Genomic DNA, 16,672 nt, shown 5'->3' with positions numbered 1-16,672 from the left:
CGACGCGCCGCCAAGGCGCGCGCGGAGGACACGGCAATGACGATCTCTCGGCGCCTGCTGCTGGGCACGCCGCTGGCGCTGGCGACGCCGGCGCTGGCGCAGCCGCGGCCCTCCATCCGGCTGCTCGTGCCCTTCGCGCCGGGCAGCGGCAGCGACACCATCGCGCGCATCGTCGCCAACGGCATGAAGGACGTGCTGGGCCAGACCATCGTGGTGGAGAACCGGCCCGGCGGCGGCGGCACCACCGGCACGGAACAGGGCGCACGGGCGCCAGCCGATGGCAGCACCATCGTGATGGGCACGAGTTCGTCACTCGGCATCAATGCCGCGCAGAACCCCCATGCGGGCTATCGGGTGGACCGGGATTTCGCCGCCGTCGCGGGCTGCGCGCGGTCCTACTACCTGATCGCGACCCATGCCGGCGCCGATGCACCGCGCAGCCTGCAGGACCTGGTGGCGCGGTTGCGGGCGGGCGGCGGCAATTTCGCCATGGGCGGCGTCGGCACCATCGGCCACCTGACCGCCGAATTGTTCCTGGCACGCGCGGGGGTGCGGGCGGAGGGCGTGTCCTATCGCGGCAGCGCGCCCGCCCTGACCGATCTGGCGGCGGGGCGGGAGCTGTTCAGCTGCGATACGCTCGCCGCCATGTCCCCCTTCCTGTCCGGCGGCCGCCTGCGCGCCTTGGCGGTGACGGCGCCATCCCGCCTGGCGGCGCTGCCCGATGTGCCGACCACGGCGGAGGGCGGCGTGCCGGACCTCGTCGTCGATGCCTGGTTCGGCATGGTGGTCCCGGTGGCGACGCCAGCCGCGACCGTCGCTTCGCTCGGCGAGGCCGTCATCGCGACGCTGGCGCAGCCGGAGACGCGGGCGCGGCTGGATGCGCTGATGGTGGAACCCATGGCGTTGCGCGGCCCGGAATTCTCGGCGCTGATGAAGGAAAGCACGGCGTTCTGGGTGGAATTCGTCCGCCGCGCCAATATCCGTATCGAGTTCTGACGGCCTGAGAACACTTCGCCGGCGGGCGCGCGCGTGGCAGAAGGCGCGTGATGCGCCATTTTCCCGCCTTCCTAGACCTGCGCGGCCGGACCGTGCTGCTCCTAGGCAGCGGGGAGGTGGCGGCGCGCAAGGCGGAGCCGCTGCGGCGCGCCGGCGCCATCATCCGGCAGGCCGACAGCTTCGCGCCGGCGATGCTGGATGGCGTGGTGCTGGCCGTCGGCGCCGATGCGCCGGATGCCGAATTGCGCGCGCTGTCGGAAGCCGCCCAGGCGCGCGGCATCCCGGTGAATGTGGTGGACCGGCCGGCGCTGTGTTCCTTCATCACCCCCGCCATCATCGACCGCGCGCCGGTCACCGTCGCGGTCAGCACGGGCGGCGCGGCGCCGGTGCTGGCCCGCATGATCCGCCAGCGGATCGAGACGCTGCTGCCCCCCGCCATCGGCACGCTGGCGGCGCTGGCGGAACGCTTCCAGGCGGCAATCCGCGCCCGGCTGCCGGATTTGGCCGCGCGGCGGCGCTTTCTCGACCAGGCGCTGACGGGCGCGCCGGCGGACCTCGCCTTGGCGGGGCGGGTGGAGGAGGCGGAGGCGGCCTTCGCCGCGGCGCTGGACGCGTCCGACACCACGCCGCCCGGGATCGTCTACCTGGTGGGCGCCGGGCCGGGCGCGGCGGATCTGCTGACGCTCCGCGCCCTGCGGCTGATGGGGGAGGCCGATGTCATCGTGCATGACCGGCTGGTGACGGCGGAGGTGCTGGACATGGCGCGGCGGGATGCGGAACGCATCCTCGTCGGCAAGGCAGGCGCCGCGCACAGCCTGCCGCAGGACGGGATCAACGCCCTGCTGGTGCGCCTGGCGCGGGAGGGCAGGCGCGTGGTGCGGCTGAAGGGCGGCGATCCCTACGTCTTCGGGCGCGGGGGCGATGAAATCCTGGCCCTGCGGGAAGCCGGCATCGCGCATGAGGTGGTGCCCGGCGTCACCGCCGCGCTGGCCTGCGCGGCCAGCGCGGGCATCCCGCTGACCCATCGCGATGCCGCCCGCACCGTGACCTTCGCCACGGGGCATCTGCGGGATGGCAGGCTGGACCTGGATTTCGCGGCGCTGGCCAGGCCGCGGCAGACCATCGCGGTCTATATGGGCCTGGCGTCGCTGCCGCTGCTGCGGGATGGGCTGGTCGGCGCGGGCATGGACCCCGCGACGCCGGCCGCCATCATCGAGAATGGCGGCACGGACCGCGCGCGCAGCCTGCCCGGCACCATCGGCACCATCGCCGCGCTGGCGGAGGGCTGGGCCAGCGGGGCGCCGGCGCTGGTGCTGGTGGGCGGTGCCGTCGCGCTGGGGGCGCCGCCTGCGGCTTCGTGATCGGATCCGGCGGAACGACCCTGCCCCGGTTCTGTTCGGCGCCTCGCCGTGGCACAAGCACGGTCAGATCGACCGGAGGAACCGCAGGGATGCCCATCCGCCAGGTGGCGACGACGCCTTTTGCCGACCAGCGACCCGGCACATCCGGCCTGCGGAAGAAGGTGCCGGTCTTCCAGCAGCCCCACTATGTCGAGAATTTTCTCCAGTCGATCCTTGATGTCGTCGGCGACAAGCTGCGCGGCGCGACTCTGGTGATCGGCGGCGACGGGCGATACCTCAACCGGCAGGTGGCGGAGACGGCGATCCGCATGGCCGCCGCCGCCGGGGCCGGGCGCATCCTGGTGGGACAGGGCGGGCTGCTGTCCACCCCCGCGGCATCGGCGCTGATCCGCGCGAGCGGCGCGATCGGCGGCATCGTGCTCTCCGCCAGCCACAATCCCGGCGGGCCGGACGGCGATTTCGGCATCAAGTTCAACACGGCGAATGGCGGCCCGGCGCCGGAGGAGGTGACGGAGGCGATCCATCGCCGCGCCGCCGCGCTGACGGCATACCGGATCGCGGCGGAAGCGGCGCCGGACATCGACGCGATCGGTGAAACCCGCCTGCTGGACAGCATCGTCGCCGTCATCGACCCCGTCGCCGGCCATGCCGCGCTGATGGAAACGCTGGTCGACTTCCCCGCCATCGCCGCGATGTTCGCGGCCGGCTTCCGCATGCGCTTCGATGCGATGAGCGCGGTGACCGGCCCCTATGCGAAGGCGATCATCGAGGGGCGTCTCGGCGCGCCCGCCGGCACCGTCGTGAACGCGACCCCCCTGCCCGATTTCGGCGGCCACCACCCGGACCCGAACCCCGTCCACGCCGCCGATCTGATGGCGGAGATGATGGGCGACGCGCCGCCCGATTTCGGCGCCGCCAGCGATGGCGATGGCGACCGGAACATGATCGTGGCGCCGGGGATGTTCGTGACGCCCTCGGACAGCCTGGCGATCCTGGCGGCCCATGCCCATCGCGCACCGGGCTATGCCGCGGGCCTGGCAGGCGTCGCACGCTCCATGCCCACCAGCCGCGCGGTGGACCGCGTGGCGAAGCGCCTCGGCATTCCCAGCTACGAGACGCCGACGGGCTGGAAGTTCTTCGCCAACCTGCTGGATTCCGGCCGCATCACCCTGTGCGGGGAGGAAAGCGCCGGCACCGGGTCGAACCATGTGCGGGAGAAGGATGGCCTCTGGGCCGTGCTGATCTGGCTGACCATCATCGCCGCGACGGGCCGGCGCGCCGATGCGATCGTGCGGGACCATTGGGCGGAATTCGGGCGGGACTACTACAGCCGCCATGACTATGAGGAAGTGGACAGCGACGCCGCCAAGGCGCTGATGGCGGCGCTGCGCGATAAGCTGCCCACGCTGGCCGGCCAGTCCTTCGCCGGGCTGACGGTCGCGGAAGCCGATGACTTCGCCTATGCAGACCCCGTCGATGGCAGCGTGACGCCCGCGCAGGGCGTGCGCATCCTGTTCGCGGAGGATGCGCGCGCGGTGTTCCGCCTGTCCGGCACGGGCACGGTGGGGGCGACGCTGCGCGTCTACCTCGAACGCTTCGAACCCGATGCCGCGCGCCACGCCCTGCCGGTGCAGGAGGTGCTGGCCCCCGTGATCGCCGCGGCGCGGGAGATCGCGCAGATCGCGGCGCATACCGGCCGCGCGGAGCCCAGCATCATCACGTGAGGCACGAAGATCATGGCTGACATCACACTCGTCACCGGCGCGGCCGGCAATCTCGGCCGCGCGGTGGCCACCGCCCTGGCCGCGCGCGGCTCCACCGTGGTGGCGCTGGACCGCGTGGCGGAACCGCTGGAGGCGATGGTGGCGGCGCTGCCGGGGGTTGGGCATCTGCCGCTGGCAGGCGTGGACCTCAGCGACGCCGCGGCCTGCGAGGCCGCGGTGGCGGCGGTGCTGGCGCGCTTCGGGCGCCTCGATGGCGTGGTGCATACCGTGGGGGGCTTCGACATGGCCTCCATCGGGGATGGTGGCGCCGAACTGTTCGAGCGGATGTTCCGGCTGAACCTGATGACCACGGTGAACTTGTTCCGCGCCGCCATCGCGGCGATGCGCCCCGCCGGCCGCGGCAGCCTGGTGGCGATCGGCGCCATGGCGGCGCTGAAGGCGCCCGCGCAACTCGCGGCCTATTCCGCCAGCAAGGCGGGCGTGCTGCGCCTGGTGGAAGCCTATGCGGAGGAGCTGAAGCCCACGGGGCTGCGCGTGAACGCCATCCTGCCCGGCACCATCGACACGCCGCAGAACCGCGCGGCGATGCCGGGGGCGGATACGTCGGGCTGGGTGCAGCCGGCGCAGCTGGCGGAGGCCGCTTCCTTCCTGGTGAGCCCGGCGGCGAGCGGCATCACGGGCGTGCTGCTGCCGGTGACCGGCAGGGGCTGAGCTATTCCGGGGAGACCGACATGGCGTAGGTCTCCTCATCGTTCCGCGCGACGACGCGCAGGCCGCGGCGGGCCGCCCAGATGTTCACCTGGTGGTGCAGCGGGATGATGGCGTAATCGCGCATGGCGATGCGGGTGGCCTCCCGATACGTGGCCTCCCGCGCCGCGGGGTCCAGCGTGGACAGCGCGCGGTCCAGCACCGCGTCGAAGGCGGGGTTCGAATACATCGAGCGGTTGGAGGTGCCGCGACCCCGCGCCCGATCCGGCGTCGCGATCAGCGCGACCATGGGGCTGTCAGGCTCCCCCGTGCCGGTACCCCAACCGCTGAGGCCCACGGAGAATTCCTCTCGCGCCGAACGGGTGAAATAGACGTTGGAGGGCAGCGCCTGGATCTCCGTCCGCACGCCGATGCGCGACCACATCTGCGCCACGGCCTGGATGATGCGGTCGTCATTCACGTAGCGGTCATTGGGACCGGCGAGCACCACGCGGAAGCCGGCGGCGAAGCCCGCCTCCGCCAGCAGGCGCTGGGCGCGGGCGGGGTCGAAGGGATCGGGGCGGGTCTCGGGATCATGGCCCATCATCCCGGCGGCGAGGAACTGGCCCGATGGCGTGGCATAGCCGCCCATGACCTGGCGGACGATGGCGTCGCGGTTGATGGAGAGGGAGAGCGCCTCCCTCACCCGCTGGTCGCGCAGCGGGCTGCGCGGCAGGCGTTCGCCATTCAGGCCGGTGACACCCGGCGTGTCGTCCCGCCGGTGGTCGAGGTAGAGGTAGATGTTCCGCAGCGCCGGGCGGCTGGCGATGGTGATGGCGGGGTTGGTCTTCAGCGCGTCCACGTCGCGGGTGGAGACGGCATCGATGACATCGACATCGCCCGCGCGCAGCGCCGCGATGCGCGACGCGTCATTGGCGATGACGCGGTAGTTGACGCGCGCCCAGGGCTGCGCGCCGCCCCACCAGGCGGGGTTGCGCGCCATCACCGCCTCGCTGCCCGGGGAATAGGACACCAGGCGGTAGGGGCCGGTGCCGATGGCGGCGCGGCCGCTGTTGAACTCGGCCGTCTCCACCTGCAGGCTGAGGCTCCGGTTGATGATGGTGATGCCGCTCATCAGATTCGGGATCAGCGGGTTCGGCGTGACGGTGTGGAGGCGGATGGTGTGCGCATCCATCACCTCGATGCGCTGGACGGGGCGCGTGTAGATGGTGAAGCTGCCGGGGCTGTTGCGGACCTGGGGGACGCGCTCGAAGGAGAAGACGACATCCTCCGCCGTGAAGGCCGTGCCGTCATGCCAGGTGACGCCCGGCCGCAGCCTGAACTCCCAGACCGTGTCGCTGATCGCCTCCCATGACGTGGCGAGGCCGGGCTTGAGGCGGAAATCCTCATCGGTCGCGACCAGGCGTTCGAAGACATGCTTGGTCAGCGCGTTGTTGGGCGTGAGGGTGTGGTAGTGCGGGTCCATGGAGGTGAAGGCACCGCCGACGCCGATGGACAGCGTCTGCGCCATCGCCGCGGGCGACACGGCAAGCAGCGCGGCAAGCAGGGTCTTGCGCATCGGGACACCCCATGAACATGCTTCCCGTCGATCCTATGGATCGCGATGCGGCGCCGCAATCGCGGTCAGCACCGCGAGGGAGCGCATTGCCCGATGGACCTGCTCATCACCGATGCAGTCATCGTCACGCAGGATGCAGCGCGCACAATCCTTGACCGCAGCGCCATCGCGATCCGCGGCGACCGGATCGCCGCCATCGGCCCGACCGCCGCGATGCAGGAAGCGCATCAGGACCTTCCGCGGATGAGCGCGCGGGGCAAGGCGGTGCTGCCCGGCTTCATCAACGCGCATACCCACACCATCCTGACCGTCCTGCGCGCGACGGTGGAGGATTGGGCGGGCAACGCCGTCTATGGCTACATGTCGCCGGTGTCCTACACCATGACGCCGCATGAGCGCGCGGTGATGGGGATGCTCGGCATCGTGGAGGGCATAAGGTCCGGCTGCACCACCTTCGTCGATCCCTTCCGCCATGTGCCGGACTACGCGGATGCGATGGCGGGGCTCGGCGTGCGGCTAGTGCTCAGCGAGAATTGCGCCGACGTGAACACGCTGAAGATCCGCCATGGCGACTGGTCGCCCGACCCGGCCTTCGGCGAGATCTTTCTCGAGCGCACGAAGGCTGGGATCGAGCGTTTCCACAACACGCATGACGGGCGGTTGCAGATCCAGATCGCAGCGCATGCGACCGACAATTGCACGCCCGAATACCTGGAGAAACTGACCGAACTGGCGCGCCGGCATGACATGCCCCGTACCATCCACCTGGCGCAGTCCATCGAGGAAATCCGCGCGGTGCGGGACCGCTATGGCTGCACACCGGCGGAATACCTGGCGCGGCATGGCTGGGCGGCGCCCGATGTCGTCGCGGCACATTGGACCTACTGCACGGAGAGCGATGTCGCGCTGCTCGGCGAGCGCGGCATGCAGATGGTGCATTGCCCCGCCAACGGATCCCGCCGCGGGCCGCATCCGGTCCTCGCCAAGAAGATCCGCGCCGCCGGCGTCAACATCTGCTTCGGCACCGACAACATGACGGAGGACATGTTCCACGCCATGAAGATCGGCCTGATCGTGCATCGCGGCGCGGAGGGCATCCAGGGCGTCGATCCGCAGCCCGAGGCGATCTTCGATGCGGTGAACGTGAACGGCGCAAGATCGATAGGACGCAGCCACGACCTCGGCAGCATCGAGGCGGGGAAGAAGGCGGACCTCACCTTCCTCAACCTGAACAGCCCCGCGCTGCGGCCGGTGACGAACCTCATCGGCAATATCGTCCATTACGGCCATCCCGGCACGGTGGAGAGCGTGATGGTGGATGGGGAATTCGTGCTGCGGGACGGCAAGCTGCTGGTCACGGATGAACAGGCGCTGATCGAGGAGGCGCAGGGCGTGACGCAGTCGGTCTGGGCGCGGATGCTGGCGGCGAACCCCGACCTGCCGCCCCCGCGCGCGCTGCGCTGGCTGGACATCTGACCATGCGGAAGATGCACCTGGTCGCCTACATGAAGACGGGGCCGAGCGCGAGCTATCCCAGCACCTGGCGCCACCCGACCGCGACGCTGGACGACCTGTTCGAGCCGACGCGGTGGGAACGCATCGCCCAGGTGCTGGAAGCCGGCTTCTTCGATGCCTGCTTCTTTGCGGACGGGCTCGGCGTGCCCGATCTCTACAAGGGGAATTTCGACGATTATGTCGGGCGCGGCGGACAGCTCTCGCTGCTCGATCCGATGACGCTGCTGCCGCTGATGGCGCGCGTCACGTCGCGGCTCGGCCTCGGCGCCACGCTCTCCACCACCTTCCACAACCCCTATAATCTGGCGCGGAGCCTGGGGTCGCTGGATATCCTCAGCAAGGGCCGCGTGGCCTGGAACGTCGTGACCACGGCGCGGGAGTTCGAGGCGCAGAATTGCGGGGAGGAAGGGCTGCCGCCGAAGGACCAGCGCTACGACCGCGCGGATGAAATCCTGGAAGCCTGCACCGCGCTGTGGGAGGGCTGGGACGAGGATGCGCTGGTGCTGGACAAGGCCAGCGGCGTCTTCGCGGACCCGTCGAAGATCCGCTACGCCCACTACAAGGGCAAGCACGTCGCGAGCCGCGGGCCGCTGTCCATTCCCCGATCGCCGCAGGGGCGGCCCGTCATCATGCAGGCGGGGTCATCGGATCGCGGCCGTGCCTTCGCGGCGCGATGGGCGGAAATGATCTTCTGCTCGCCCGCGACAAAGTCTGCCGCGCTGGCCTATCGCACCGACATCCGCGCGCGGATGGACGCCATCGGCCGGAACCCCGATGAATGCGCGGTGCTGCCTTCCTTCACCGTGGTGCTGGGGGAGACGGAATCGATCGCGAAGGAAAAGGCGGCCTTCATCGAAAGCCAGGTCGATCCGGAACTCGTCATCGCCGCCGCCTCCTGGTCCGTCGCCGCCGATCTCAGCGTGATCGATGATGAGGGCGCGCTGGTGGCGCAATCCGGAAACCAGGGCGTGCAGGGGCACCGGGACCGGGTGATGCAGGTGGCGAAGGCCAAGGGCATCAGCTTCGCGCAGGCGGTGCGGCTGCCGCGCGACCTGGTGGTGGGCACGCCCGCGCAGGTGGCGGACATGATGGAGGATTGGTTCAAATCCGGCGCGGCGGATGGCTTCATCCTGCCGCCCACGGTCTTCCCCACCACCTTCGAGGAAGTGGCGACGATGCTGGTCCCCGAATTGCAGCGCCGCGGCCTGTTCCGCACGCGCTACGCGGCGGCCACGCTGCGGGGCAACCTGCTCGATCCGGGCTAGCGGATCTGGAAGCGGATGGGGACGGTGACCTCCAGCAGGTCGCCCTCCATCCCCGCGGGGAAGGCGGGCAGCGTCGCGCGCTGGATCATCTGCTCCACGGCTGAATCCAACTCCGCATCGCCCGACCCGCGCGCGATCTGCCAGCGCGCCACGCGGCCATCGCGCAGCACGGTGAAGCGCAGCATCGTGACGCCGCTGGCGCGCCGCGCCCGGGCGCCATCGGGATAGCGCTTCTGCCGCTCCAGCGCGCCCGCCAGGGCCTGGAGGTAGGAGGGCGGCGGGCCGGAGGCCGCGACGGGCGCGGGCGGGCCTGGGGAGGCCACTGGCGCCGGCGACGTCGCGGGCGCGGGCATGGCGGCGGAGGCCGGCACGCGGGACGCGGCGGGCCGCGGCGGCGCGGGGCGCGGCGGCGGGGGCGCCGGGCGCGGCGGTTCGGGCGGCGCCGGCTCCGGCCTGGGTTCAGGCTCGGGCGGGGGCGGCTCGGCGACCGGCTCCGGCACCGGCGGGGGCGGTTCGGGCGGCGCGGGTTCTGGCGGCGGGGGCTCGGGTGGCGCGGGCTCGGGTGGCGCGGGCTCGGGCGGCGGAGCTTGCGCGGGCTCGGCCTCGGCCTGCTGTGCGGCGGGGGCTTCGCTCTCCTCCAGGACCGGATCGGCGAGCACGGCCTGCAGCGGGATCATCACCGGCTCCGGCAGGGCCTGCGCCGGCGGGACCAGCAGCAGCCACGCGGCGACACCCCCATGCAGCGACATCGCGAGGCCAGCGCCCAGCGCGCGCGGCCAGCGCGGCTGCGCCATCACCGGCAGCGTCTCCGCCGGCAGCGGCGCGGCGCGCGGCAGGGGCGCGGGTTCAGCGGCGCCCACCGGCATCGGGCTCCGAGATCAGAGCGACGCGGGAGATGCCGGCGGCGGCGACGCGGCCCATGACCCGCAGCACATCGCCATAGGGCACGTTGCGATCGCCGCGCACATGCACCGTCACATTCTCATTCGCCTGGCGCAGCGCGACCAGGCGGTCCGACAGCGCGGCTTCCTCGATGCGGTCCTGGTCGAGATGGATGGCGCCGTCGCGCGTCACGGTCAGCAGCACCGGCGGCTGGGGGGAGGAGGCGCGCGGCGCGGCGCTGCGCGGCAGGTCCACCGGCACGCCCGCCTGCATCATCGGCGCCGCCACCATGAAGACGATCAGCAGCACGAGCATCACGTCGACGAAGGGTGTCACGTTGATCTCGGCGATGGGGTGGTCCTCGGACTCATCCTCGCCGCCCAGGCGGAAGGCCATGGCGCTACTCCGCCGCGCGGGAGGCGCGGGGCGGGCGGGCGGAGAGCCGCGCGCCGACGGTCGCGATGGCGGACAGCGCTTCCTGCCGCAGCCGGCCAAAGCGCAGCGTGATGCGGTTATAGGCGATGACGGCGGGGATCGCGGCGACCAGGCCGATGGCGGTGGCCAGCAGCGCTTCCGCGATGCCCGGCGCGACGACGGCCAGGCTGGTGTCCTGCATCTTCGCGATGCCCTGGAAACTGCCCATGATGCCCCAGACCGTGCCGAACAGCCCGACGAAGGGCGCCACGGCGCCTGTCGTGGCCAGGATCGGCACGCCGCCCTGCATGCCGCGCAGCGCGCCGCCCAGAAGGTCGCGCATCGCGCGCTCGATCCTCTCCCGGTATTCGCCGCGGCTTTCGCCCTGCTCGCGGCCTTCGGACCATTCGCGCGCGGCGGCGCGATGCAGGCGGGCGGCCAGACCCTCCCCCGTATGGCTGGCCTCCATATGCGACAGGGCGGCGACTTCCCGCTTCAGGCGGCGCAGCAGGATCGCCTTCTCGATCGCCACGGCCCAGCAGACGACGGAGGCCAGCGCGAGCACCGCCATGACGCCCTGCACCACCGGCCCGGCCTGGAGGATGAGGCCGACCGGCGAAAGGTCCGGCCCATGAATCGCGTCCTGCATCACGCGACCTCCGCCCATTGCCGGAGCAGGTTGTGGTAGACGCCCGTCAGCGCGACGGGGCCGCCATGGCCCGGCGGCAGTTCCGCCGTCACGCCATTGATCGCCATGTCGAGGTCGAAGAGCAGCCGTCGCTGCATGTCGTCGCGGATCATCGACTGGATCCAGAAGAAGGCGGAGACGCGGCTGCCGCGCGTCACCGGCTCCACCCGGTGCAGGCTGGTGGCGGGATAGACCACGGCATGGCCCGCGGGCAGCTTCACGCGCTGTTCGCCATAGGTGTCCTGCACCACCAGCTCGCCGCCGTCGTAATCCTCCGGCGGCGTCAGGAACAACGTGCAGGAGACGTCGGTGCGGATGCGGTGGGGCGTGCCGCGGATCTGCCGGATGGCATTGTCCACATGCGCGCCGAAATTCATGCCCGGGTCGTAGCGGTTGAACAGCGGCGGGAAGACGCGGAAGGGTAGCACCGCCGCGATGAACAGCGCCGACCGTCCGAGCCCGCCGAGGACGAGATCGCCGAGTTCCTGGTGGAGCCTGGTGCCTTCCTCGATCTGAAGGTTGTGCTTCACGGCCGCGGATTGATGGCCGGCCGTGGCGCGGCCATCAATCCAGGGCGCGGCGGCCAGGGCGGCGTGCGCGCGCGCCGCTTCCCCTGGCGTCAGGATATCGGCGATCTCGACCAGCATCAGAAGCGGACCGCCGCGCTGGCGATGAAGGTGCGGCCGACGCCGGGCACGACATGGCCGGTGTAGACCGTGTCATAGGTGCGGGCATCGCCCAGGTTGATGGCATTCAACTGCACGCGGAGCCCCTGGAGGTTGGACTGGCTCGGCGTCCAGGCCAGGGCTGCGTCGAGCCTGGTGTAGGACGGTGCCAGCGTGGTGTTGGTGGTGTTGGCGTAGCGGCGGTCCACGAAGGACAGGCCGCCGCCGATCTGGATGTCGCCCGGCAGGTCATAGGTGGACCAGAGGGAGGCCGAGTGCGGCGGGACGTTCGCGAATTCCTTGCCGACTTCCGCGGCATTGCCGGAACTGCGGATCTCCGACTGCATGTAGGTGTAGCCGGCCATGATGTTCCAGCCCGGCATGACGCGGCCCTGGACGGAGACTTCCACGCCATCCACGCGCACCTGGCCATCCAGCACCTGCAGGGTGGAATTGGCGGGATCGCTGGTGCGGGCGTTCAGCTTCTCCGTCCGGAACAGCGCGCCCTGCAGGCGGACGCCATCGACGACGTTCCAGGAGGCACCGAATTCGTAGGTGGTCGCCGTCTCCGGCGCCAGATTCGCGTTGTTCGCCGCCAGCGTGAGGGATTCGGCGGAGGGGTTGAAGGAGGTGCCAGCGGAGACGTAGGTGCGCACGCCCTCCCACGGCTTGAAGATCAGCGCGCCGCGCCAGGTCGCCTCCCGGTCCGTGCGGCCGAAGACCTGCGACGTGCCGCGGTTGGTCTGGGAAGCCTCGAAGCTCTCCCACCGGCCGCCCAGCATCACCTCCCACATCTCGCTGAGGTGGATGCGGTCGACGAAGTAGAAGGCCATGGTATCGGCGGATGTCTTGATGTCCGACGCCAGGGAGGTGACGATGTTGCCCGTGTCGTAGAAGTCGGGCGAGAGCAGGTTGGCGAGCGGCCGGCCGGTCTGGTTGTAGCGCGTGACTTCCGAGGATTCCCGGCCGAACTCCACGCCCGCCAGGATGTCGTGGCGGAAGCCCAGCAAATTGAGGTTCAGCGACGCCTCCGACTGGTTCACCATCATGCTGTCGAAGCCGGATCGCACCTGGGACTGGCGCGTGATGGCGGTGCCGGCAGCGTTCAGGCGCGGCGCGGTGGCGGAGACGTCGCGGGAGTAGTTCGCCCAGCGCGTGGTGTTGCGCAGCAGCACGCCTTCATTCACGCGATGTTCAAGCCGTGCGGTGAAGACATCGGTCTGGGTGTTCTCCTCATCCGTCTGGTTCAGGCCGTAGAAGGTGTTGGTGGAAACGCGCAGCGGGCGGCCATTGCGGTAGGGCACGCCGTAGTCCGGCATGTTGCGTTCTTCCTGGTGCAGCCAGGACAGCGTCAGGCTGGTCGGCCCGCCGATGCCCCAGGTGACGGAGGGAAAGACGCCCCAGCGTTCGTTGAAGACGTGGTCGCGCTGGGATGCATCGATGCGCGACCCCATCGCGGCGATGCGCGCGGCCACATCGCCCGCGCGGATGTTCACGTCGCTGGTGGCGCGCACGCCGGAGGGGGAGTAGCCGGAGATCCAGACCTCGCCCTGGCTGGTCGCCAGCGGCAAGCGCGACCGCTGGTCCACCGCGCCGCCCGTAGATCCGCGCCCGAACATGACGGAGGACGGGCCCTTCAGCACATCGACCGATTCCAGGAAGAAGGTATCGCGCGTGTACTGGCCGGTGTCCCTGATGCCGTCGATGAAGAAGTCGCTGCGGGCGGAGAAGCCGCGGAGCGTCAGATTGTCGCCGCTGAACCCGCCCTCACCGGCCGAGAGGCTGATGCCGGTGACGTTGCGCAGGGCCTCCCGCACCGTCGTCGCGGCGCGTTCCTCCATCACCGCGCGGGGGATGACGTTCACGGTCTGCGGCATCTCCCCGGCCGTGACGGGGCTGCGGCTGAGCGGCGCGGTTTCCGTGCGGTAGGTCGAGGGTGCCTGGCCGGTGATGCCGATCTCCGGCAGCGCGGCGGCCGGGGCTTCCTGGGCGGTGGCGGCGGGCGCGCCGAGGGCGGTGACGAGGCCGATACCCGCCAGGCCGAGCGTCGGCTTCAGCAGGCCGGGATTCACGAGGGGGGCGGGCTTCACGGGCGGGGCGCTCCAGGGGCTCGAAGTGGCGCCTGGCTGGCTTGCGCGCGGAGAGGAGGAGGGGCCCCGGTTGCTGGCTGGCTTGGCTGGACAGTGCCGGCACGCCGCCGGCCCTGACGCGATTAGACTGTTTGCGAATGCCTCGCAATATCACGGAACGTGACAGCCGGCCTTGCAGGCATTGAAAAACTGTAAGATTCTGCCGCGCCCGTCAGGAGCGCCGCCGCCATGCAGGACCTGTTGCCGATCGCCACCCGCATCGGCCTGCTGCTCAAGGCACGCGGGGAAACCGTGGCGGTGTCGGAATCCGCGGCCGGCGGGCTGGTTGCCGCCAGCCTGCTCGCCCTGCCCGGTGCCAGCGCCTATTTCCGCGGCGGCGCCGTGGTCTATACGGCGGAGGCGCGCAGCGGGCTGCTCGGCATCGCGGCCGAGGACATGCGGGGGATGCGATCCGCCAGCGAACCCTACGCCGCGCTCTGCGCCGCGACGATCCGGCGCCGGCTCGGCGCGGATTGGGGCATTGCGGAAACGGGCGCCGCGGGGCCGAGCGGCAACCGCTACGGCGATGCGGCGGGCCATGCCTGCCTGGCGGTGGCCGGCGCCGTGGCGCGGGTGACGACGCTGGAGACCGGCAGCGCGGAGCGGGAGGCCAATATGCGCCGCTTCGCCGCGGCCGCGCTGGCCCTGCTGGAACAGGCGATCAGCGAGGCCGGCTGACCCCGGCGGCACCGGGCTGGCGGCGCGCGCGCCCGGTGGCGGGCGGCTCGGGCTCCGGCCCCGCGGCGCGGGCCAGCACCAGGCCGAAGGCGGCGCGCGCCGGCACATCGAGCCGCCGGTAGTGCCGCAGCAGCGCTTCTTCATCCGGCGCCAGCAGGCCGAGATCGCCCTGCGGTTCCTCCAGCATATGCGGCGGGATGAGGTCGCCGGGTTCCAGGCCGAGCAGAAAGGCTTCGTCCACGTCGAGCGCGTTGGCGAGGCGCCTCAGCGCCTGGCCGCGCGGCAGGGCGCCATCGCCGCGCAGCAGGGCCACGATCGTGCCGGGCTTGAGGCCGGCCGCCACCTCCGCCTCCTCCGCCGCCAGGCCGAGGCGGTCGAGGCGGCCATCGATGCGGGTGATGATCTCGGGGTTGGGGTCCATGCGGCGGCATAGCGGATGGGCCGGCCTTATTCAACGACAGGATGGCGTTGAATGACGTGGCGGGCGACAGGAGGTTGCGTCCAGCGGCTGCCTGGGCTCGCTTTGCGTCGCTGTGGCGCGGCGCCGGATAATTTCACGATAATGATCAGTTTTACCTTGACGAAGCGTGGTATGCGGCGCATCTCCCGCCGTGCTGAACGAGGATCACGCACCGTGCACCCGCCCCTGACCATGATCGTCGCGCCGAACTGCCCGGGCCCGCGGCGAATGCGGCGCTGTCGCCGCGGCTGAAGGCCGCCCCACGACACCGTCCCTGGTCACGATTCCGGAGTGCTTCCCATGATCGAATCCCGTCCCATCGATATCGATGGCCGTTTCGTCGGCGTTGCCGTCAATGCTTCCCTGTCCTGGCATTTCGTCGCGGTCGATCCCGTGCTGGATGACCTGCACGGCACGCATTTCAGCAGTGCCGAGGAAGTCGCGCGCGTCGCTCGGCTGGTGCTGGCGCGGGCGACGCGGCGGACCCACTGACGCAACGACGTCGATGGCTGACCTGCTTGCGGAGAGGGTTGCCGCGCCCCCGGCGCCGCGCCACATGGCCGACGCCATGCCGGACAGTCCCTCCCCTCCTGTGACCCCCTGGGCGATCTCGCTGGATCGCCTGACCAGGCGTTTCGCCCGCGGCAATACGCTGGCGCTGGACGATGTTTCCGTCAGCGTGCGGGAGGGAGAGGTCTTCGGGATCGTCGGGCGGTCGGGCGCGGGCAAGTCCACGCTGATCCGCTGCGTCAACCTGCTGGAAAGGCCGGATGCGGGCCGCGTGACGGTGCTGGGGCAGGATCTGCTGGCGCTGGATGATGCGGGGCTGCGGGCGGCGCGGCGCGGCATCGGCATGGTGTTCCAGCACTTCAACCTGCACAGCCGCCGCACGGTGGCGGAGAATGTCGCCTTCCCGCTGGAAGTCGCCGGCCTGCCCGCCGCCGAACGCCGCGCGCGCGTGGCGGAAATCCTGCCGCTGGTGGGGCTGGAGGGAAAGCGGGACGCCTATCCCGCCCAGCTCTCCGGCGGGCAGAAGCAGCGCGTCGGCATCGCGCGCGCCCTCGCCTCGCGCCCCCGCATTTTGCTGTGCGACGAGGCGACGAGCGCGCTCGATCCCGAGACGACGCGGGAGATCCTGGCGCTGATCCGCGACCTGCGCGCGAAGCTCGACCTCACCGTGCTGCTCATCACGCATGAGATGGCGGTGGTGAAGGCGATCTGCGATCGCGTCGCCGTGATGGAGGCGGGACGCGTGATCGAGCATGGCCCCGTCTTCTCCGTCTTCACGCGGCCCGAACACCCGACGACGCGCAGCTTCGTGGCGGAGGTGATCGGCCATGGCGTGCCGGCCAGCACCCTGGCCCGGCTGCCCGCGCCGCGGCCGGGGGAGCGGCGCCGCCTGGCGCAGGTGGTCTTCACCGGGCCGAACTCCACCCGCGCGGTGGTGAGCGAGGCGAGCCGGGATTTCGGGCTCGACATCAACATCGTCTCCGGCCGGGTGGACGACATTGCCGGGGAGCCCTTCGGCGTGATGGCGCTGGCAGCCTATGGGCCGGATGGCGCCATCGATGCGGCCTTCGGCTGGATGCGCGACCTGGGCCTGACGGTGACGGAGATCGCGCCATGAGC

At 71.0% G+C, this 16,672-nt stretch carries 16 protein-coding genes; 9 read left to right on the top strand and 7 right to left on the bottom strand.

Annotated elements, in window-relative coordinates; translation table 11 throughout:
• Positions 1 to 36 precede the first annotated feature (36 nt).
• From BM041_RS14460 to BM041_RS14445, 4 genes are all read left to right on the top strand, one after another.
• A complete protein-coding gene (locus tag BM041_RS14460; RefSeq protein ID WP_092960593.1) occupies positions 37 to 996 on the top strand; it encodes a Bug family tripartite tricarboxylate transporter substrate binding protein in 960 nt (319 codons plus the stop codon).
• Between the two features lie 50 nt (positions 997 to 1,046).
• On the top strand, positions 1,047 to 2,357 hold the full coding sequence (cysG, locus tag BM041_RS14455; protein WP_092960592.1) for a siroheme synthase CysG: 1,311 nt from the start codon (positions 1,047 to 1,049) through the stop codon (positions 2,355 to 2,357).
• 89 nt (positions 2,358 to 2,446) lie between these two features.
• Complete coding sequence (locus BM041_RS14450; RefSeq protein ID WP_092960591.1) at positions 2,447 to 4,081, top strand: alpha-D-glucose phosphate-specific phosphoglucomutase; 1,635 nt, start codon at positions 2,447 to 2,449, stop codon at positions 4,079 to 4,081.
• 12 nt (positions 4,082 to 4,093) lie between these two features.
• On the top strand, positions 4,094 to 4,792 hold the full coding sequence (locus tag BM041_RS14445) for an SDR family NAD(P)-dependent oxidoreductase (protein WP_092960590.1): 699 nt from the start codon (positions 4,094 to 4,096) through the stop codon (positions 4,790 to 4,792).
• 1 nt (position 4,793) lies between these two features.
• On the opposite strand, the gene BM041_RS14440 is transcribed toward BM041_RS14445, so the two are convergent.
• Complete coding sequence (locus BM041_RS14440; RefSeq protein WP_092960589.1) at positions 4,794 to 6,347, bottom strand: ABC transporter substrate-binding protein; 1,554 nt, start codon at positions 6,345 to 6,347, stop codon at positions 4,794 to 4,796.
• Between the two features lie 93 nt (positions 6,348 to 6,440).
• Between BM041_RS14440 and BM041_RS14435 the strand changes: the two genes are divergently transcribed.
• On the top strand, positions 6,441 to 7,823 hold the full coding sequence (locus tag BM041_RS14435) for an amidohydrolase family protein (protein ID WP_175533938.1): 1,383 nt from the start codon (positions 6,441 to 6,443) through the stop codon (positions 7,821 to 7,823).
• A 2-nt stretch (positions 7,824 to 7,825) separates the two neighbouring features.
• Positions 7,826 to 9,127 (top strand): NtaA/DmoA family FMN-dependent monooxygenase, encoded by a 1,302-nt coding sequence (locus tag BM041_RS14430; RefSeq protein ID WP_175533937.1) that lies wholly within the window; start codon positions 7,826 to 7,828, stop codon positions 9,125 to 9,127.
• Here the strand turns inward: BM041_RS14430 and BM041_RS14425 are convergent.
• From BM041_RS14425 to BM041_RS14405, 5 genes are read right to left on the bottom strand one after another with little or no spacing between them, the layout of a single operon-like run.
• Positions 9,124 to 9,993 (bottom strand): energy transducer TonB, encoded by an 870-nt coding sequence (locus BM041_RS14425; RefSeq protein ID WP_092960586.1) that lies wholly within the window; start codon positions 9,991 to 9,993, stop codon positions 9,124 to 9,126. The two genes, BM041_RS14430 and BM041_RS14425, sit on opposite strands and share 4 nt — an antisense overlap.
• On the bottom strand, positions 9,974 to 10,405 hold the full coding sequence (locus BM041_RS14420) for an ExbD/TolR family protein (RefSeq protein WP_092960585.1): 432 nt from the start codon (positions 10,403 to 10,405) through the stop codon (positions 9,974 to 9,976). Before BM041_RS14420 ends, BM041_RS14425 begins: the two co-directional genes overlap by 20 nt.
• A gap of 4 nt (positions 10,406 to 10,409) precedes the next feature.
• A complete protein-coding gene (locus tag BM041_RS14415) occupies positions 10,410 to 11,072 on the bottom strand; it encodes a MotA/TolQ/ExbB proton channel family protein (RefSeq protein ID WP_092960584.1) in 663 nt (220 codons plus the stop codon).
• Positions 11,072 to 11,758 carry a Fe2+-dependent dioxygenase gene (locus tag BM041_RS14410; RefSeq protein WP_092960583.1) on the bottom strand — a complete coding sequence of 229 codons (687 nt, stop codon included), beginning with the start codon at positions 11,756 to 11,758 and terminating at the stop codon, positions 11,072 to 11,074. The genes BM041_RS14415 and BM041_RS14410 overlap by 1 nt, the downstream gene beginning before the upstream one ends.
• On the bottom strand, positions 11,758 to 13,866 hold the full coding sequence (locus BM041_RS14405; protein WP_139226064.1) for a TonB-dependent receptor: 2,109 nt from the start codon (positions 13,864 to 13,866) through the stop codon (positions 11,758 to 11,760). Before BM041_RS14405 ends, BM041_RS14410 begins: the two co-directional genes overlap by 1 nt.
• A gap of 228 nt (positions 13,867 to 14,094) precedes the next feature.
• Between BM041_RS14405 and BM041_RS14400 the strand changes: the two genes are divergently transcribed.
• Complete coding sequence (locus tag BM041_RS14400; protein ID WP_092960581.1) at positions 14,095 to 14,583, top strand: CinA family protein; 489 nt, start codon at positions 14,095 to 14,097, stop codon at positions 14,581 to 14,583.
• On the opposite strand, the gene BM041_RS14395 is transcribed toward BM041_RS14400, so the two are convergent.
• On the bottom strand, positions 14,567 to 15,004 hold the full coding sequence (locus BM041_RS14395; RefSeq protein WP_175533936.1) for a hypothetical protein: 438 nt from the start codon (positions 15,002 to 15,004) through the stop codon (positions 14,567 to 14,569). The genes BM041_RS14400 and BM041_RS14395 overlap by 17 nt on opposite strands.
• A gap of 339 nt (positions 15,005 to 15,343) precedes the next feature.
• On the opposite strand from BM041_RS14395, the gene BM041_RS14390 reads away from it, so the two are divergent.
• Positions 15,344 to 15,535, top strand: a complete 192-nt coding sequence (locus BM041_RS14390; RefSeq protein WP_092960580.1) for a hypothetical protein — start codon at positions 15,344 to 15,346, stop codon at positions 15,533 to 15,535.
• A gap of 13 nt (positions 15,536 to 15,548) precedes the next feature.
• The gene (locus tag BM041_RS14385; protein WP_245762093.1) at positions 15,549 to 16,670 is read left to right on the top strand and encodes a methionine ABC transporter ATP-binding protein; all 1,122 of its coding nucleotides are present in this window, start codon (positions 15,549 to 15,551) and stop codon (positions 16,668 to 16,670) included.
• Positions 16,671 to 16,672 lie beyond the last annotated feature (2 nt).

The organism is Falsiroseomonas stagni DSM 19981 (assembly GCF_900114315.1).
Taxonomy (GTDB): Bacteria; Pseudomonadota; Alphaproteobacteria; order Acetobacterales; family Acetobacteraceae; genus Falsiroseomonas; species Falsiroseomonas stagni.
This window is presented reverse-complemented; position numbering and strand designations above follow the sequence as displayed.